At 46.1% G+C, this 16,965-nt stretch carries 15 protein-coding genes and 1 pseudogene; 4 read left to right on the plus strand and 12 right to left on the minus strand.

The genetic code is table 11. From position 1 onward, the window contains the following. Window positions 1–118: 118 nt before the first annotated feature. Together HMPREF2909_RS05315 and HMPREF2909_RS05320 are read left to right on the plus strand one after the other, a co-directional pair. Window positions 119–589: pseudogene (locus HMPREF2909_RS05315) on the plus strand (low temperature requirement protein A); the annotation flags it as partial. Between the two features lie 49 nt (window positions 590–638). After that, window positions 639–974, plus strand: a complete 336-nt coding sequence (locus HMPREF2909_RS05320; protein ID WP_022856252.1) for a hypothetical protein — start codon at window positions 639–641, stop codon at window positions 972–974. Window positions 975–1,386: 412 nt separating this feature from the next. On the opposite strand, the gene HMPREF2909_RS05325 is transcribed toward HMPREF2909_RS05320, so the two are convergent. From HMPREF2909_RS05325 to aroC, 4 genes are all read right to left on the minus strand, one after another. After that, complete coding sequence (locus HMPREF2909_RS05325; protein ID WP_071415487.1) at window positions 1,387–2,433, minus strand: threonine aldolase family protein; 1,047 nt, start codon at window positions 2,431–2,433, stop codon at window positions 1,387–1,389. 13 nt (window positions 2,434–2,446) lie between these two features. Next, a complete protein-coding gene (aroQ, locus tag HMPREF2909_RS05330) occupies window positions 2,447–2,911 on the minus strand; it encodes a type II 3-dehydroquinate dehydratase (RefSeq protein ID WP_071415488.1) in 465 nt (154 codons plus the stop codon). A 66-nt stretch (window positions 2,912–2,977) separates the two neighbouring features. Beyond that, window positions 2,978–4,639 carry a bifunctional shikimate kinase/3-dehydroquinate synthase gene (locus HMPREF2909_RS05335; RefSeq protein WP_071415489.1) on the minus strand — a complete coding sequence of 554 codons (1,662 nt, stop codon included), beginning with the start codon at window positions 4,637–4,639 and terminating at the stop codon, window positions 2,978–2,980. Window positions 4,640–4,659: 20 nt separating this feature from the next. Beyond that, the gene (aroC, locus tag HMPREF2909_RS05340) at window positions 4,660–5,850 is read right to left on the minus strand and encodes a chorismate synthase (protein ID WP_071415490.1); all 1,191 of its coding nucleotides are present in this window, start codon (window positions 5,848–5,850) and stop codon (window positions 4,660–4,662) included. A gap of 133 nt (window positions 5,851–5,983) precedes the next feature. On the opposite strand from aroC, the gene HMPREF2909_RS05345 reads away from it, so the two are divergent. Continuing rightward, window positions 5,984–6,451 carry a hypothetical protein gene (locus HMPREF2909_RS05345; protein ID WP_021618306.1) on the plus strand — a complete coding sequence of 156 codons (468 nt, stop codon included), beginning with the start codon at window positions 5,984–5,986 and terminating at the stop codon, window positions 6,449–6,451. A gap of 31 nt (window positions 6,452–6,482) precedes the next feature. Here HMPREF2909_RS05345 and mltG read toward each other — a convergent pair whose 3' ends face one another. The 6 genes from mltG to HMPREF2909_RS05375 form a co-directional block, all read right to left on the minus strand. Beyond that, window positions 6,483–7,715 (minus strand): endolytic transglycosylase MltG, encoded by a 1,233-nt coding sequence (gene mltG, locus HMPREF2909_RS05350; RefSeq protein WP_071415491.1) that lies wholly within the window; start codon window positions 7,713–7,715, stop codon window positions 6,483–6,485. A 5-nt stretch (window positions 7,716–7,720) separates the two neighbouring features. Beyond that, window positions 7,721–8,158: a Holliday junction resolvase RuvX gene (gene ruvX, locus HMPREF2909_RS05355; protein WP_060808973.1), complete on the minus strand. Its 438-nt coding sequence runs from the start codon at window positions 8,156–8,158 to the stop codon at window positions 7,721–7,723. Between the two features lie 29 nt (window positions 8,159–8,187). Continuing rightward, complete coding sequence (gene alaS / locus HMPREF2909_RS05360) at window positions 8,188–10,863, minus strand: alanine--tRNA ligase (RefSeq protein ID WP_071415492.1); 2,676 nt, start codon at window positions 10,861–10,863, stop codon at window positions 8,188–8,190. A 64-nt stretch (window positions 10,864–10,927) separates the two neighbouring features. Continuing rightward, the gene (locus HMPREF2909_RS05365; RefSeq protein ID WP_021618302.1) at window positions 10,928–11,170 is read right to left on the minus strand and encodes a hypothetical protein; all 243 of its coding nucleotides are present in this window, start codon (window positions 11,168–11,170) and stop codon (window positions 10,928–10,930) included. An 8-nt stretch (window positions 11,171–11,178) separates the two neighbouring features. Beyond that, window positions 11,179–11,574 carry a DUF948 domain-containing protein gene (locus tag HMPREF2909_RS05370; RefSeq protein ID WP_071415493.1) on the minus strand — a complete coding sequence of 132 codons (396 nt, stop codon included), beginning with the start codon at window positions 11,572–11,574 and terminating at the stop codon, window positions 11,179–11,181. A gap of 193 nt (window positions 11,575–11,767) precedes the next feature. Continuing rightward, window positions 11,768–12,475: a histidine phosphatase family protein gene (locus HMPREF2909_RS05375; protein ID WP_022856263.1), complete on the minus strand. Its 708-nt coding sequence runs from the start codon at window positions 12,473–12,475 to the stop codon at window positions 11,768–11,770. Window positions 12,476–12,580: 105 nt separating this feature from the next. Here HMPREF2909_RS05375 and HMPREF2909_RS05380 point away from each other — a divergent pair, with 105 nt between their 5' ends. Next, window positions 12,581–12,946: a phage holin family protein gene (locus HMPREF2909_RS05380; RefSeq protein WP_071415494.1), complete on the plus strand. Its 366-nt coding sequence runs from the start codon at window positions 12,581–12,583 to the stop codon at window positions 12,944–12,946. A 466-nt stretch (window positions 12,947–13,412) separates the two neighbouring features. Here the strand turns inward: HMPREF2909_RS05380 and rpsD are convergent, their stop codons facing one another. Together rpsD and HMPREF2909_RS05390 are read right to left on the minus strand one after the other, a co-directional pair. Next, a complete protein-coding gene (rpsD, locus tag HMPREF2909_RS05385; RefSeq protein ID WP_021618298.1) occupies window positions 13,413–14,039 on the minus strand; it encodes a 30S ribosomal protein S4 in 627 nt (208 codons plus the stop codon). A gap of 232 nt (window positions 14,040–14,271) precedes the next feature. Further along, window positions 14,272–16,911 (minus strand): UvrD-helicase domain-containing protein, encoded by a 2,640-nt coding sequence (locus HMPREF2909_RS05390; RefSeq protein WP_084797271.1) that lies wholly within the window; start codon window positions 16,909–16,911, stop codon window positions 14,272–14,274. Window positions 16,912–16,965: the final 54 nt, after the last annotated feature.

Below are 16,965 nucleotides of genomic sequence, written 5' to 3' on the forward strand. Positions count from 1 at the left end.
TGTATATCACAGTATTTATTAGCTTCATTGGATCATGGAATATTCAAAATATTTATTTTAATCGTTTCGGCGAGCACAATCTGAAAGATATTATTTCTATGACTGTGCTGCAAATGCGTCTTCTGCTTTTATGGGACATTACGCAACCTCTGAATCTTTCGAAGACTTTAAGCTCTTTTCCTTTGGATTAATTGCTTTATCAGTTATCCATATTGCTCAATATACTTTTATTGCCTATTCTCGTGCGCACACCCCTGATGCGCAGGTGAGTTTAGTCTTCCTAAAAATGCTTGCTATGCGTCTTGCTGGGCTAGTTATTGGCAAAGCTATAGGCGGCATTGCAGGAGTTATTATTGTATGTATATCGGTTACGATTTTCTTAATCTATCCACTCATTATGAATAACCGTGTTTCCATCGTGCCGATTAATGTTCCGCATCTTATTGAACGTTTAGGATTATTAACTATTATTACGCTGGGTGAGCTTCTGGTAGGCATTTCGCTCTATTTCGATGTGAAATCTTTCTCCATTGTTAATGTGCTTAGTTATCTGATTATTGTGAACCTCTTTGTGTTCTATTTTTGCTGAATTTGACCATCCTATAGATGAAGAAGGAGATGGTCGTAAAGCAACAATTATGGTACATTTTCATTACTTGATTTGGTTCGGCATTAATCTCGTGACGATTGCTTATGATTACATAAATATTGCGCATCCACGTAGCGCGCATATGTTTTTGATTAGTGGAGTCGGTCTGTTTTATATTGGCGTGCTACTACATACGATTTTTAATAAGAAAATCCATCGTCTCGATCGCGTAACCTCTGTTTCAATTGTCATAACCATTATTGCAGGAGAAATTATTGGTTTTATTTTTATCGATAGTATTCCGATAAGCACAAGTGTTCTACTGATTACAGGAATTATTGCCGATGCAATTTTTACACGATTCAACTTTGCAAGACGTATCTAATAGCTGCGACTAACAGGTTGTATAGTGAGGAGTTCCGTTACAGCAGAATTCCTCACTACCACTCCCCAGAGAGTGTCAGGGTTTTTGTGTAGGCGGTGGGTTGCCCTATGGTGAGTTATTTTTCAGGGTCTTGAGGCTGTTCACAATGATGCCGTACTTGACCTTAGGATATCTTGGTTCATCACACAGTCAACCAAAAAAGGTTAGCCGATATACTGTGCACACCATAACCTTTCGTCTTTCTCTTACAGCACACACAACCATAAGAAGTATTACTCTTATTTAAGAGTGCTACATGGCAACAAACCTCTCCCAGTCAGACTGCGTTGAACACGTCATGTCTGGGGGGCACACGAATCCACTAAAACCCCACGGAGAAGCCTGACACGCCCGCTCCCCAACTTTATCGATACTATATCGATAAAGCTTTATCCAACTGGTCAATCATCTCTTCAGTCGTATCCCAGCCCGTCACCATACGAACAATATAGCGCCCATTACTAGGAGCCTCCCATAAACTCACCTGAGCTACTGCGCTTAACGCTTCAAACTGCTTTTTATTCATCACAAAAAACTGTTGATTCGTGGAGCTAATCAAATACTCTTCAAAACCATGAGAACGCATAACACCTACCAGACGTTGTGCCAACTCATCTGCCTGAGTTCCGATGCGCTCATACAAGCCATCGGTAAACAGTGCGTCGAACTGTACTCCCATAGCACGCCCTTGAGCAAGTAGAGCGCCATGCTGCTTCATTCGAGTAATAAAATGTGCCGGAGAGCTACCACGCTCACCACGCCCTGCAGGGAAAATAACCGCTTCACCTAGCAGCGCTCCAGCTTTTGTCCCGCCCGCATAAAAAGCGTCAGCTATCTGCGCCAACTGAGCCAAACTGAGATGCTCACTTGCAGAGCCAAGCGCATACGCTAAACGAGCGCCATCAATAAACAAGCGCATATTGAACTCATCACAAATAGCACGAATCTCATGCAACTGGTCAGCGCTATACAGCGTGCCGTATTCCGATGGATAGCTCAAATACACCATGCCTGGAAAAACCATATGCTCATGATTAGGATCATCATAAAAGTTACGTGCTAACGAGCGAACATCGTTCGGATCCATCAAACCGTTTTCGCTTGGCACAGTCAAAACTTTATGCCCGCAAAACTCAATAGCACCTGCTTCATGCACGCTCACATGACCGGTATCTGCGCTAATAACGCCTTCCCAAGCAGATAGCATGGTATCAATAACCAGCTGATTCGTTTGCGTACCACCTGTTACAAAGAAAACTTCGGCTTGCTCATCCTCTATTGCGTGACGAATACGCGCACGTGCGGATTCACTGTATTCATCTGCTCCGTAACCATCCTGAGCAGCACCATTCGTACTTACGAGAGCCTTCAAAACCTCAGGATGTGCGCCTGCATGGTAATCGTTGTGAAAAGCGAGCATATCATTCCTCAATTTAATCCTCGAGAGCATGAACAGCAGCGTCAAGCGCTAACTTATATCCATAAAATCCCATGCCTGTAATAGTTCCCGTAGCAATAGGTGAAATAACAGAATGCTTACGGAAATCTTCGCGCCCTGCAGGATTAGAAATATGCACCTCAATCAGCGGAATATGAACGTCTGTAACCTGAGCCGCAGCATCAGCTAAACCATAGGAATAATGCGTAAAAGCGGCAGGATTGAGAACAACAGGAGTTTTCTCATCAACAGCTTGATGCATCCAACCAATAACTTCTGCTTCGCTATCGCTTTGACGCACTTCTACGTCAATGCCCAGTTCCTGCCCCCACTGGGTACAAGCTGCACGCAAGTCCTCTAAAGTAGCACTACCATAGATTTCTGGCTCGCGTACCCCTAAACGACCAAGATTAGGACCATTAATCACTACAATTTTCGAAACTTTTGCCCTTTTTACCATACCGCTTCCTTTACGTCTCTATATCGTTTCTCTTGTCACACTTTGAGCGTTTAGTGTGCGTTGCGATTATTTATTATGATGGCTACTTACTGCATGCAAGGCTTCTAAAACACTGCTTTCGCTTGGATCTTCCAAACGGCGAGCATGACCAATCTCATCGACAACTACAAAACGCAGCATATTGCCGCGTGCTTTCTTATCGCGATGCATAATTTGCAAAACAGTCTCATCATCAGGAGCGTCCCATACGGTTGGTAATCCTACTGATTCCAATATGTTGCGAGTATCGCGCACAAAATCATCATTAACAATGCCATGAATACGAGCTAACTCGGCAGCAAATACCATGCCCACTGCAACCGCTTCACCGTGACGCCATGTAAAATGTTCAATCTTTTCAATAGCATGACCCAAGGTGTGCCCATAATTTAAGAACTCGCGCAAGCCCTGCTCTTTAAGGTCTGCACTCACATGACGTTCTTTCACGCGCACGCTGCGATCAATCAGTTCAATAATCACATCCATCTCATCATCACTTATCTGTGCGGGATCAAGATTTTTGAGCATATCAGCATGTGCGCGCACAATACGAATAATCTGTGGGTCAGCAATATAGCCTGCTTTAATAACCTCACCAAGACCTTCAATAAAAATACGCTGATCGAGTGTGCGCAATGTATCAACATCAGCCAAAACGCCTGCGGGCGTGTAGAAACTACCCACGAGATTTTTACCGGTTTCCGTATTAATACCAGTTTTCCCACCGGTTGAGGCATCAACCATAGCGAGAAGCGATGTTGGGCAATTAACATAGCGAATGCCTCGTAACCATGTAGCAGCAATAAAACCAGCAACATCAGTTGCCGCACCACCACCTAAGCCAACAATGGCATCTGAGCGGGTAAAGCCAATTTCGCCCAGAGTATTCCATGCTCTGGAAACGACAGGCAAAGTTTTGCCGTGTTCTGCATCAGGAATAACGATTTCTGTAACCTCGTAGCCTGCTCGACGCAAAATAGCGCGTGCTTTATCGCTGTGTCGTTGCACTTGAGTGGTGTGAATAAGAGCCACACGTACTGTATTTTCACCTAAAATTGCTGGTAAATGACGCATAGTCGATGTGCCAATACGCACATCATATTCAGGTTGAGCACCGCTGACGTGAATAACGTGTTCGTTGAGCATATCCATAACTGTTTGAGCTGCCTGTCGAGGAGTTTTACCATGTGTGGAAAGAACGTAACTGGCTAAATCCATATATGTGTCGTGACGCTGAGCATATAAATCCATCCACACTTTTTCTGGATTATGCGCCAGCAAAGGTCTATTTCCTGAGCGGGTTGCATGTTCAATAGCTTCATCAGCTTGTGCATTCAAATACACAACGTGCCCACCTGTCTGGATATACATACGCAAGTTTTCTTGAGTTTCTGGGCGCATAGGAGCACCGCCGCCCAAAGAAAGAACTCCATCAAAAATAATGCGCTCACCCTTGTGTACCGCGTCAGATACATCAACAAAATCAGCAATAATATCGCGTTCTATCTCTCGGAAACGGCGCTCACCCAGCTCCTCGAAAATATCGGGAATGCGCATGCCCTCGCTGCGTTCAATCTCATCGTCTGAATCATTAAAAGATACAGACATCAGAGATGAAATTTCCTTACCAATACGAGTTTTGCCCGAACCAGGCATACCAATAAATACTACTTGCGGAACACGCGCCATATATACTCCTCGAAACTCAACTACTGCAAATATTCAGGCCAGCTTGCCAGATATGACTCAATATTACGGCGTGTTTCCGCTACGCTATCTCCACCGAACTTTTCGATAATAAACTGTGCCAAGGTTAAACGCACCATAGCTTCAGCTACTACAGATGCAGCAGGAACTGCGGTAGCATCCGAACGCTGATGGATTGCTGTTGCTTCTTCCCCAGTGAGCACATTAACAGTGCGTAAAGCGCGAGGCGAGGAAGAAATCGGCTTCATTGCTGCGCGCACACGAATAGGTTCACCGTTAGACATCGATCCTTCAATACCGCCAGCACGATTTGTTAAACGGTAAATCTTGCCATCTTCACGAGCAATTTCATCGTGTGCTTCTGAACCTAAACGGTCTGCTTCTTTGAAGCCATCACCGATTTCCACACCTTTAATGGCTTGAATACTCATCACATTAGCAGCCAAAGCAGCATCCAAGCGACGATCGGATTCCACGTAGGTTCCTACTCCTGCAGGCACATTATAGGCAATAACTTCAATTACTCCACCAAGAGTGTTTCCTTGCTTTTTTACCTCATCAATACGCTTTTTCATACGCTCAACGGCTTCAGCATCTAAACTACGTGTGGCGGATGCGTCAAGAGCTTCTACATCTGCTGGAGTTGGCAGTGGAGCGTCTTCACTTACGTATTCACCGCCGATAGAAATAACATGAGCCACAGTTTCAATGCCAGCAACTTGCTTCAAAAAGTTCGCAGCAACCTGGCCAAGAGCTACCCGTGATGCGGTTTCGCGTGCCGAGGAACGTTCCAAAACTGGTCGAGCATCAGTAAAACCGTATTTGCGCATACCTGTTAAATCAGCGTGTCCAGGACGAGGATTGCTCAGGGCTGCGTTGCGTCCGTTGTCAGGAAGTTCTACATCGTCTGGCAGAGGATCCGCGCTCATCACTTGCGTCCATTTTGGCCATTCCGTATTACCAATTTCAATAGCAATCGGTGAACCTAAGGTTGAACCGTGACGAACACCCGTGAGCAAACGTACTTGATCTTGTTCAAATTTCATGCGTGCTCCGCGACCATATCCCAGACGTCGGCGAGCTAAAGCTTGCTTAATGTCTTCACTGGTAATATCTACGCCGCTAGGAAGACCTTCAATCATGGCAACAAGTGCCTCACCGTGAGATTCGCCTGCTGTCTGCCACCGTAACATGTATGCTCCTCGCTATCCTCGTATGGTCAGCCTTCTCGCTCAAGTAGCTGAAGTTATTCACAGCGTACCTACTTATGCACAGTATCAGTACTGTTTTTTGTTTGGCTGAACTTTCTAGGGTATATCTTACGGAATGGACTACCTTTTATATAGCTTTTATGTGCTTCCCTGTTTACTAGGCGGACTTTTCTTAAGTATTTACGATTTTTTGGCGCGTTCAGTACCTCGTTGGGCAGTACTCAGTGCTGTGTCCATTCAGTTGATATGGTTTTATGTTTTTCTAGGCGTTACAGCTGTGCGTACTGCTTCAGTTTTTATTCTGATTGCGTGTGGCACTCAGTTCGTTTTATTCCTGATTGCTCGAGGAGGATTAGGTCTGGGAGATGTGACAGCTCTTGCCGTCAGCGTATTATTTTTTGTACCGACAGGACTGAGATCTTGGGTTTTGCTGATTATTTGGTGGCTGCTCATGTCTGCTGTTCTTTTGCTTCAAATTATGTTTTTACTGCTGAGAAAGAGGAAAACCTCGATAGCGTGTGTGCCCACTCAATTTTTCTGCGCGTTACTGACCATAGCATTATATTTCTTTGCATATAACTAAGGGCACAGCTATGCCACGCCCTTAGTTAGTTTTATCGTGGATTATCTACTTCCCACTGACGAAGTTCTTTCGCGTATTCCTCGAACTGAGCATCTGAATCCGTAAACTTCGTTTCACCAGTATCGAGATTGACAGTAACGAAGTACAACCAATTTCCTTCTTCAGGCTCCAGTACGGCTTTAATAGCAGAATCACCTGGATTGCCAATAGCACTTGGTGGTAATCCCTTATGGATACGCACATTATATGGATTACTTGAGTCGTTCAGCTGAGCATTAGTCAGTTCTGTGCCGCGAATTCCCAAACCATAAGCCACCACAGAATCCATACCTAAACTCATATCTTGTGCTAAACGGTTTTCAATAACGCGAGATACCTTACCGTAATAATCCGACTTATTAACTTCAGCTTCCACAATTGATGCCTTAATCAGCACTGTGCGATACTGATCTTCTGTTACATTCAACGCCTTTAGTTTAGCAATGCGCTTAGCTACCATTTGGCTAATAATTTCGCGAGCAGAGCTTGCATTCTTTGCATTGTAGGTGCCTGGTTCAAACCAGCCCTCATAGTTGCCCTGAGCCACTGCAGGCAGAATGCCCGCATTAGCATCATTGAGCACAGCATCAAAGTCTTCTTGAGAGAAATCTGTAATTTGCACTGCAGCTTTAATAATATCCGTATTGCGTTCACCCGGTTTGATAACAAGTGCGCCGCTAATTTGCGACGGATCAGTAATAATAGCGACTACTTGAGCGGCAGACATCTTCTTCTTTAATTCGAAAGAACCAACTTGCAATTTTTTCGATGCATCTGCAAGCTCCACAACTTTAAGGAAAGCTCCAGCACTGCGTACAACGCCAGCGTTCACCAAATTTTTCGCTATAACTGAGGTATCGTCGCCCTCGTTAATTACGAAGAGAACATTTCCTTCTCCTGGTCCTGGATAGTCAAGAGATTGAGATTCTTTTTGAACGGTGCTCTGCGTTGCGCGTTTAATAACGTTGATTACTTTATAACCGCCAAAACCTATGCCGGCAATCAAAGCCAAGATGAGAAGAAGCGCATATAAACGGCGGCGTTTCTTCTGACGAGCACGTTTACGTGCTAAACGTGCTTCACGGCGACGATGTGGTGGCAATGGAGGTGCAGAAGGATCAGATTGGATACTTATATCTGATGCAATCTGTCTCGCATTTTTTTCTTGGTCTTGATGTTCACCACCATTGGTGAACATATCGAACAAATCATTATCGTTGGTCATTGAGTTTATCTCCGCATACGAGCTCTATGATCATCTAATGCCGATTGTAACAGGATTACAGCGGCCTGACTATCAATTATTGTTCTGTGGTGACGCATCGAAATACCTGCATCAAGCAACTGATCATGAGCTGCCACAGAACTCAATCGTTCATCTTTTAATTCTATCGTTACGTCATTCAAACCATAGAGGTCGAGTTTTTTCCGTAGTGCCTGAGTCCAGCGCTTCGCTTTTTTAGCACTTTTGCCCTCTTCCCCATTTAATTGTAGAGGATAACCGACAACAATATGATTAACATCATAGTCGTCTACACATGCAATAACATCATCAAGAACGTAAAAATAGTCTCCAGAAGCATGAATATTATCTTCTGGATGTGCCAGGAGTAAATCAGGATCGCTCAGCGCAATACCTACGCGAGCGTTTCCTAAATCTACTCCCATCCACACGTTTTTATTCGTCACGTTAAGCCTTAACGTGACTGTACTGCAGCAGTTAAATCTTCAAGTGCTGCGTCGATGCGCGATGCATCCTGACCGCCACCTTGAGCGAAATCAGGCTTACCGCCACCGCCACCTCCAAGCATCTTGGATGCATTGCGCACAAGATCTCCAGCTTTCAAACCTTTATCTCGTGCTGGGTCGTTAGTGGCCACAATAATCGATGGGCTACCAGATTCTCCTACACCAGCCAATGCAACAACAACTGGCTTGTTATCACCAATTTGTGCGCGCACATCCATTACTGCTGAACGCAAAGCATCTGTGGAGCCGAACTGGCCTACATGAGAAGCCACAACAACCACATCATCGCTTGACAAGCGGGCAGATTCCACCAAAGCAGGAATTTGTGCTTTGAGCTGTGATTCATAAAGCGCAGCAAGCTTACGATCAGATTCCTTGAGCTTATCCATCAAGCTTGCAATACGATCTGCTAACTCGTCTGGACGAGCATGCAATACGTCAGACAACTGAGATACTAAAGCATGCTCGCGAGCATGGAAATCGTAAGCTTTTTGACCTACAACTGCATCCACTCGGCGCACACCAGTACCCACAGAAGACTCACTCATCAGGGTTACAACACCAAGCTTACCCACGTGGTCTACGTGAGTACCGCCGCATAGTTCTCGGCTCCAACCATCTTCGCCAATAGATACGACGCGCACAATATCGCCGTACTTTTCACCGAACAAATGCATAGCACCCAAAGCGAGAGCATCGTCAAACTTCATCTCTTCAGTGGTTACAGACAAATTCTCACGCAATTTCTCGTTCACACGAGCTTCTACGGAATTCATTGCCTGATCTGACGGTGCCGATGCCCACTGGAAGTCAAAACGCAAACGATTTGGAGCATCTTCCGAACCGCGCTGTGTAGCCTGAGGCCCCAGTTCTTCACGCAAAGCCTTATGCACCATATGGGTAGCAGTATGAGAGCGAGCAATAGCTCCACGGCGTTCAACATCAATAGAAGCTGTAACAGAAGCATCAACAGTTAAGGTACCTTCAACCAAACGGCACTGATGAACAATCAAATCCTTAACAGGCTTTTGCACATCATCTACTTCAAGTACTGCACCGTCATCAGAAAGAATCTCACCTTGATCAGCAAGCTGACCACCAGCTTCTGCATAGAAAGGTGTGCGGTCGAGAATAACTTCAACCTGAGCAGGAGCAGTAACTGCTGGAACAGCACCTTTGCCCTCTTGGATAATGCCTAACACACGACCGCGTGCAGACATGTCTGTATATCCCAAGAAGTCGATAGGAGCTTCAAGTTCCTTCTTCACATCATCATAAACGCTCAGATCAACGTTTCCACGCTTCTTCAAAGCATCAGCACGAGCACGAGCCTTTTGCTCAGCCATCAGAGAGCGGAAGGATACCTCATCAACCTGCACACCCTGTTCAGCGGCCATTTCGAGAGTCAACTCAATCGGGAAGCCATAAGTATCGTGCAAGGAGAAAGCGTCTGCACCAGAAACGGCAGTACCATTCTTCTTTGCCTTAGACACAGCAACATCCAAAATGGTTGTACCATTATCCAAAGTGCGGCGGAAAGCATCTTCTTCGCCGTACGCAGCGTTTTCGATGTCTGCGAAGGAGTCATTCAAGTCTGGGTAGCTTGCGCTCATTAAGCCCTTGGATACTGGCAGCAAGTGTGGAAGAACTTCCTCTTGCACACCCAAGGTCTTCATCGAACGCATAGTGCGACGCAGCAAACGACGCAAAACGTAGCCGCGGCCTTCGTTCGATGGACGCACGCCGTCGCTCATAATCATCAAAGCAGAACGAACATGATCTGCTACAACGCGGAAACGCACGTCGTTTTCTTCGTTCTCGCCATACGTGAGACCAGAGAGCTTCTCGGCAGCTTCGATAACTGGGAAGAGCTCATCGGTCTCATACATATTTTCCTTGCCTTGCAGCAAGTAAGCCACGCGCTCCAATCCCATGCCGGTATCGATATTCTTGTGTGCCAGTTCTCCCACAATATGCAGGTCGGTCTTCGACTTCACGTTATCGACTTCGTAGTTTTCGAACACCAAGTCCCAAATCTCGGTGTAGCGGTCTTCATCGGCAATCGGACCGCCCTCTTTACCGTACTGTGGTCCACGATCAACATAAATCTCCGAGCAAGGACCACCAGGACCAGGTCCGCCCATAGTCCAGAAATTGTCTTCCATGCCCATAACCTGCATGTGTTCTGAATCCATGCCCTCATTGCGCCAAATAGCACGTGCTTCTTCATCATCGGTGAAGGTGGTCACCCACAACTTCTCCACGTCAAAGCCGTAACCGCCCTGGTCTTGAGGCGTGGTGAGCAACTCCCATGCGTAGTGAATAGCTTCTTCCTTGAAGTAATCACCAAAGGAGAAGTTACCCAACATTTGGAAGAAGGTACCGTGTCGTGTTGTTTTACCTACTTCATCAATGTCGAGTGTGCGCACACACTTCTGATTGCTGGTAATGCGCTTGCTTGGAGGTGTTTGTTCACCCAGCAAATAAGGAACGAAAGGAACCATACCTGCAATAGTGAACAGTGTGGTTGGATTAGGGGAAATAAGTGAGGCCGATGGAACAACCAAATGACCATGTTTCTCAAAATATCCTGTATATCTCTGTGCAATTTCTGACGTGCGCATAAACGCATTACTCCTTGAATTACTATCTGTCTAAAAAACTTGTATTAGTTGGTCTAAGTTCGTCTTAGTTCTCTCCAAACTTACGAGCGTACTTTTCGTTCATCTCAGCTTCTTTTTCGTTGCTATACTTTCTAAAGTCAGCAATCAAAGAGCCTAAAGTACGCATCGCTACATTATCTTGGTCTGGTCCAAGCACAAACTCACGAGCCATACGTGGCGTATGCGCGCGAACATAAGCCTGCGCTTTGCTGGCCACAACAAGTCCGGCTCCGAAGCCTACTAAAAACCAGAAGATTCGCTTAATCATCTACTCTCCTACTTGTTGTTGCTTGTTGTGTTTGCAGAAGCGCTACCGTCGCTGTTCTTCACAAAACCGCTTACTGCCTGCTTTGCGCCATAAAATATAGCGGCTACCTTAATGAGCGGCTTGCCCAGCACAGCACCATACAAATCCGTTAAAGCGCCCACATTATTTGCTGTTGTGGAGGCAGCCGAGGAAATCTGGTTCACATCCTCGAGAGACTGATTTACCTTCTGCACAGTCGTAACGCTCTCATCGAGCGCAGGAATAGCGTGATCGCCTGTTTCCTTTACGGTTTGCGCGATCTGATCGAACAGCTTACCCAAACGAATGAGCGGATAAATAAGGAAGCCTGCAAGAATAGCAAAAACGATTGCCGCAATCAGGCTCGCGACCTGTCCTAAATCCATAGTCTCTCCTTTATGTGCAATTATGTGCTGTAGCCTCATGTCCGCATAAAAGACATATGGCACTAGGCTACCACTAGGCGTAGGCGTAGGCGTAGGTATTTGTACTTGCGCTCACGCACTACTAAACGCTCGTGTTCGCACGCCACGCAAGCGTCTGTATTCGCGCTACGCAACATGTGCGCTTGAACGATACTTACTCGTTATATCCCACAACTGTTAGCGCCGCCTCAAAATCAGAGCCGAGCTTATCTGCATCACAATCAATGCGCGTCACAGAACCGTTTGCCGGACGAACCGTTAAATCAAAACTGTGTGAACTGTTGGCATCTGTGTTAACAGTTAAGCGCTGCATAAGACTGAGTAGCGTGTTACCGTGAGAAATTAACAAAACGTGACTCTCATCGTCAACATTAGGCGAATCAGCAATAATCTTAAAGCCGCGCTCGATACGCTGCCAATACTCTTCGTTATTTTCTGCGTGATGGAAGGGATCGGCTTCCTTCAAAAAGTCGCGCGTCGCTTGCGGACCAAATTTTTCTAGGATTTGAGCGTAGGTTGATGCTCCGTGTGGCGCTCCAGCTGCCCACCATGCTTCGCTCATATCGCGCCCTTCGAAATACCCGTAAAATTGCTCGCGGAACTCCATATGCGCTTCTGGCTCAGTTATGTTCGCATCGAGTGAGTGCGTATTAAGCTGCAAAATCGCGCGAGCGGTGTCTTGAGCGCGCGTCGTATCTGAACAGAATGCTGCACTGAGCGGAACTTTTGCTAGCTTGTTGCCAGCTTTCACTGCGTCTGCTCGGCCAGCCTCGGTCAGCGGTGAATTTGACCAGCCTTGCAGACGGTTATACAGATTAAAATAGGTTTGACCATGTCGTACCAGATATAAATGAATAGTCATGCTACTACTCTAGTTCATTGGCTAACTTTCTTCCGGCTGTTTAGTTCCGCTCTACCATGCTTAAGCTCTCTGCAAAGCCTACGCCCTCTCGTTTATACTGTACATATGAAAAGATTTCTGTTGAATTGGCTTGTTCTCACCATTGCTACAAGTGTTACTGTATGGCTCGTTCCTGGTCTGCATATTATCGGCGATTATTCGTGGGTTGCGTATGGAACTTTCGCGCTCTTTTTGGCCTTTATTAACGTTTCGATTAAACCTATCCTACATATTTTTATGTTGCCGCTCACGGTGCTGACCTTTGGTTTGGCTGCTTTGATTGTCAACACTTTTTGCTTCGAAATCGCCCCGCTCATGTCGCACTCTTTGTTCGGCACCGGCGTTATATCAGACGGTTTCGGATGGTCTCTGCTTGGCGCGATAGTCGTTTCCATTGTTTCGAATATTTTGAATATGTTGGCAATGGATTAATCCTGATTAACTTTTACTGTGCTCTTGGGGCTTAGCGGGGTTGAGCAATGCTGTGCAGACAGGACGAGCAAGATTCCAAACAATTATGAGCGAGGTTCTGATTGAGATTGACGCAGTTACGGTGTTTTAGGCTTTACATCTTCGCTTGTCTGTACCGCTCCACTCTCACCAGGACTGATTTACACTGATTTACATGGACAAACAGCTGTAAGACGTGACGTATTCGATAGATGTATGCTGAAAAACTTCACCACGTTGCTTTTGAGAGTTCTGACTGTGGTAAGTGAGGACACGTTCAACGTGTCATAATCTACAACACATGAATTTACAAACGAAAAACCACCGCCTTGTATGACGCTCTCTTCGAAGAGAATGCCATGTGGCGATGGTTTCGTGTATGTATGCCGTAAATTGTTTCGTTTCTGCTGCGTGTATTGCCGTGTAAACAGCAGAAACACAGTTCTTTTTAGCGAGAGTAGTGTTCGACCACGTACTGAATGTTAACAGTTACTGGGATTTCTTCTACTTCTGGCTTACGTGTCAAGGTAGCCTTGAGAGCTGCCAAGTTGACGTCAAGATAGCCTGGAACTGCTGGGAGAACGTCGCGGTGTACGCCTTCAGCTGCTGCCTGGAATGGCTCCATGGTCTGACTCTTTGGCTTAACCTGAATGGTCTGACCTGGCTTTACATGGTAGCTTGGGCGATCCACGATGTTTCCATCAACGAGGATGTGACGGTGAACAACGAACTGACGAGCCTGTGCAGATGTGCGAGCAAAGCCAGCACGAAGCACGAGAGCATCAAGACGAGATTCGAGGTTAACCAACATCGCGTTACCGGTCTGACCAGCTTCGCGACGTGACTTTTCATAAATCGCACGCATCTGCTTTTCAGAGATGCCGTACTGTGCGCGGAGACGCTGCTTTTCGCGCAAACGTACTGCGTAATCGGACTCTGCACGACGACGATCGCGACCATGTTCACCTGGACCGTATGGACGCTTTTCGAAGATACGCTGAGCCTTTGGGGTCAAAGCGATGCCGAGGGAGCGGGAAAGACGCACCTGACGGCGTGCACGCTGTACCTTAGTCATTTAATTTCCTTCTGTTGTAGATATGCAAGGTGGATAAACCGTCTGTTTATTCACCGAGTCAGCCACTCCTGCGCTTAGCGCTGAACATCGTCTACTCGTTCAACGTTTAACAGTGCTGTGCACTGCCGACCCGCAGATGGGCCAAGACTCCAGAGTTATGCACGCAAAGCATGAAGCATTACGCACACAACGTTCATGAGTCTACACCTGCATATCTACAAAAGCTTGAGGATTAGAGTTTTTCGATAGGTGATAAACGAATAAGCAACCGTTTTGTTCCTGAAGAACCGAAGTTCACCACGAGAACGGAATTTGTTCCTTTATCTTCCATAGAAACGATTGTTCCTAAGCCGTGCTTTTCATGGATGATTTTTTCACCCACACAAAAGTCAGCAATAGTAAAGGAGTTTTCCTTGACTGAAGAAGACGCAGCGGTTTTCGTTGCGCTAACACGCTTCGTTGTTATTTGACCGCTACGCGCGGAGGAGAAGGCTCCAGAACTTTGATTACGTCGAGACGTTGACCGTGTTCCCACAGAACTCGTACCGTAATGCATGTGTGGGGATGATGATCCGCCTCCGAAAGTCGAGCGTGAAGAAGAACGCGCAGATCCATAAGTTGATTTCGGTGATGGACGTGACGACCAGCTACCGTAATCAGTAAAATCATCGAAATCATCGCTGCCGAACTCATCTCCCCCTGCCCAGCTGCTACGCATCTTCTCTACCGTTGCTTCACGGCGTTCCCAGCGCATCAAATTATCAGGAATTTCATCTAAGAACTGGCTTGGCATCATTTCGCTAGCCTGCCCCCATTGCGAGCGAACTGCTGCACGCGTCACGTACAGTTTTCGCTGAGCTCGAGTAATACCCACATAAGCTAAACGTCGTTCTTCAGAAAGCTCTTTTTCGTCTTCAATACTGCGTGAATGAGGGAAGGTTCCTTGCTCCATACCAGGCAAGAAGACCACAGGATATTCCAATCCTTTCGCGGTATGTAGAGTCATTAAAGTAACAGTGCCGTGGTCTTCGCCTTCTCCCGGTAACTGGTCAGAATCAGCAACCAAAGCAGTAGTCTCCAAGAAACCAGCTAAAGTAGCGTCAGGCGTGTTCTGCTCGTATTCAGCAGCCACGGACTGCAACTGACTGAGATTATCTACGCGCGTAGCATCCTGAGGGTCTTCTGATTGTCTTAGAGTCTCAAGCAATCCTGACTTGTTAAGCACTTCAGCAATAATTTCGCTTGGCTTATTGTCATGTTCCACAGCAAAAGCACGCAACGAACGCATTAAATCACGGAAAGCAACAATCCCCTTCTTACTACGCGCAGAAATTGCACTATTGCGCTCAATAAACTCAATTGCACTCCAAAACGTATCGCCACGTGAAGCAGCATCCTCGTTAAGTAACGCTTCCGCGCGCGCACCCAAACCTCGCTTAGGCACGTTCAAAATACGCCGCGTACTCACATCATCAGCTGGATTTGCAATGGCATGCACATAAGCCATAGCATCCTTAATTTCAGCACGCTCGTAGAAACGTGTTCCTCCCACTATCTGATATGGAATATGCTCATTAATCAGCCCTTCTTCTAAGGAACGCGACTGAGCATTCGCACGATACATAATAGCCATCTGGGAATATGGGAATTCGCCTTCAGCTTCCATACGCGCAATTTCCTGCGCTATCCACTGTGCTTCCTGCTGGGCATTATCTGCAGCATAGCCAGTAATCAAAGCACCTTCACCTAAATCAGTCCATAATTTCTTTGGCGTGCGATTCGAATTTTGAGAAATCACTGCATTGGCAGCGTTCAAAATATTTTGAGTAGACCGATAATTCTGTTCGAGCATAATAGTTCGAGCATTATCGAAGTCTTTCTCAAAATCCAAAATATTCGAAATATCTGCGCCACGGAAAGCATAAATTGACTGATCAGAATCACCCACAACTGTTACCCACGCAGGACGAGCCATTGGCGTAGCGTCAGGTAATTCCTTGCTTGCCAATAAACGGATAAGCACATACTGAGCGTGGTTGGTATCCTGATACTCATCTACAAAAATAAAGCTGAAGCGCCTGCGGTAAAACTCCAAAGCCTGCATATCTGTGCGGAAAAGTTCTACAGTGCGCACAAGTAAATCATCAAAGTCAACAGAATTTGCAACCTTCAAACGATGCTGATACTCTGCATAGCACACTGCAAAAACTTCTTCTTTATTGCCTAAATTAGCAATATGCTGACCGCGCTTTCCGGGCACATAATCGCTGGCAGCATGTGCTAAAGCTTCACGCCAACCAATCAGCTGATTCTTATAATCCGAAATAGCGCCCAAAATACTGCGCGGAGTATAACGCTTCGTGTCAATATTGAGTTCACCTGCAATCAGGTTTACCAAGCGCTGGCAGTCAGCAGTATCGTAAATGGTAAAACCTGATTTCAAACCAATAGATTCTCCATGGCGGCGTAAAATACGCACACAAGCGGAGTGAAAAGTCGATACCCACATCTTTTGTGCAACCGGGCCAATAAGAGAACCCAAACGTTCCTTCATTTCAGCTGCAGCCTTGTTCGTAAAGGTAATAGCCAGAATTTGGCTTGGATAAGCACGCCATTGCGTTAAAGCCCATGCAATACGGCGCGTTAACACGCGCGTTTTACCTGAACCAGCACCCGCACCAATCAACAGTGCAGGCCCCTCGTATTGTACGGCTTCGAGCTGATGAGCGTTCAGACCGCCAAGCAGATCCTGAGCTGTGCGAGCATACACTCCTGTTTCTGTAAGGCTCTGACTATCAGCATTAGTATGCGTATTGTTCGTGCCTTCGTGTGCATAACCATCAAAATCGAAACCTGACTGCGAAAAACTCATTGCTCTTTTTTAGCACACGCGGCTTACAGACCAGAAGTGTACATGTTTATTCAT

It is taken from the genome of Alloscardovia sp. HMSC034E08 (assembly GCF_001813415.1).
GTDB classification, from domain to species: Bacteria; Actinomycetota; Actinomycetes; order Actinomycetales; family Bifidobacteriaceae; genus Alloscardovia; species Alloscardovia omnicolens.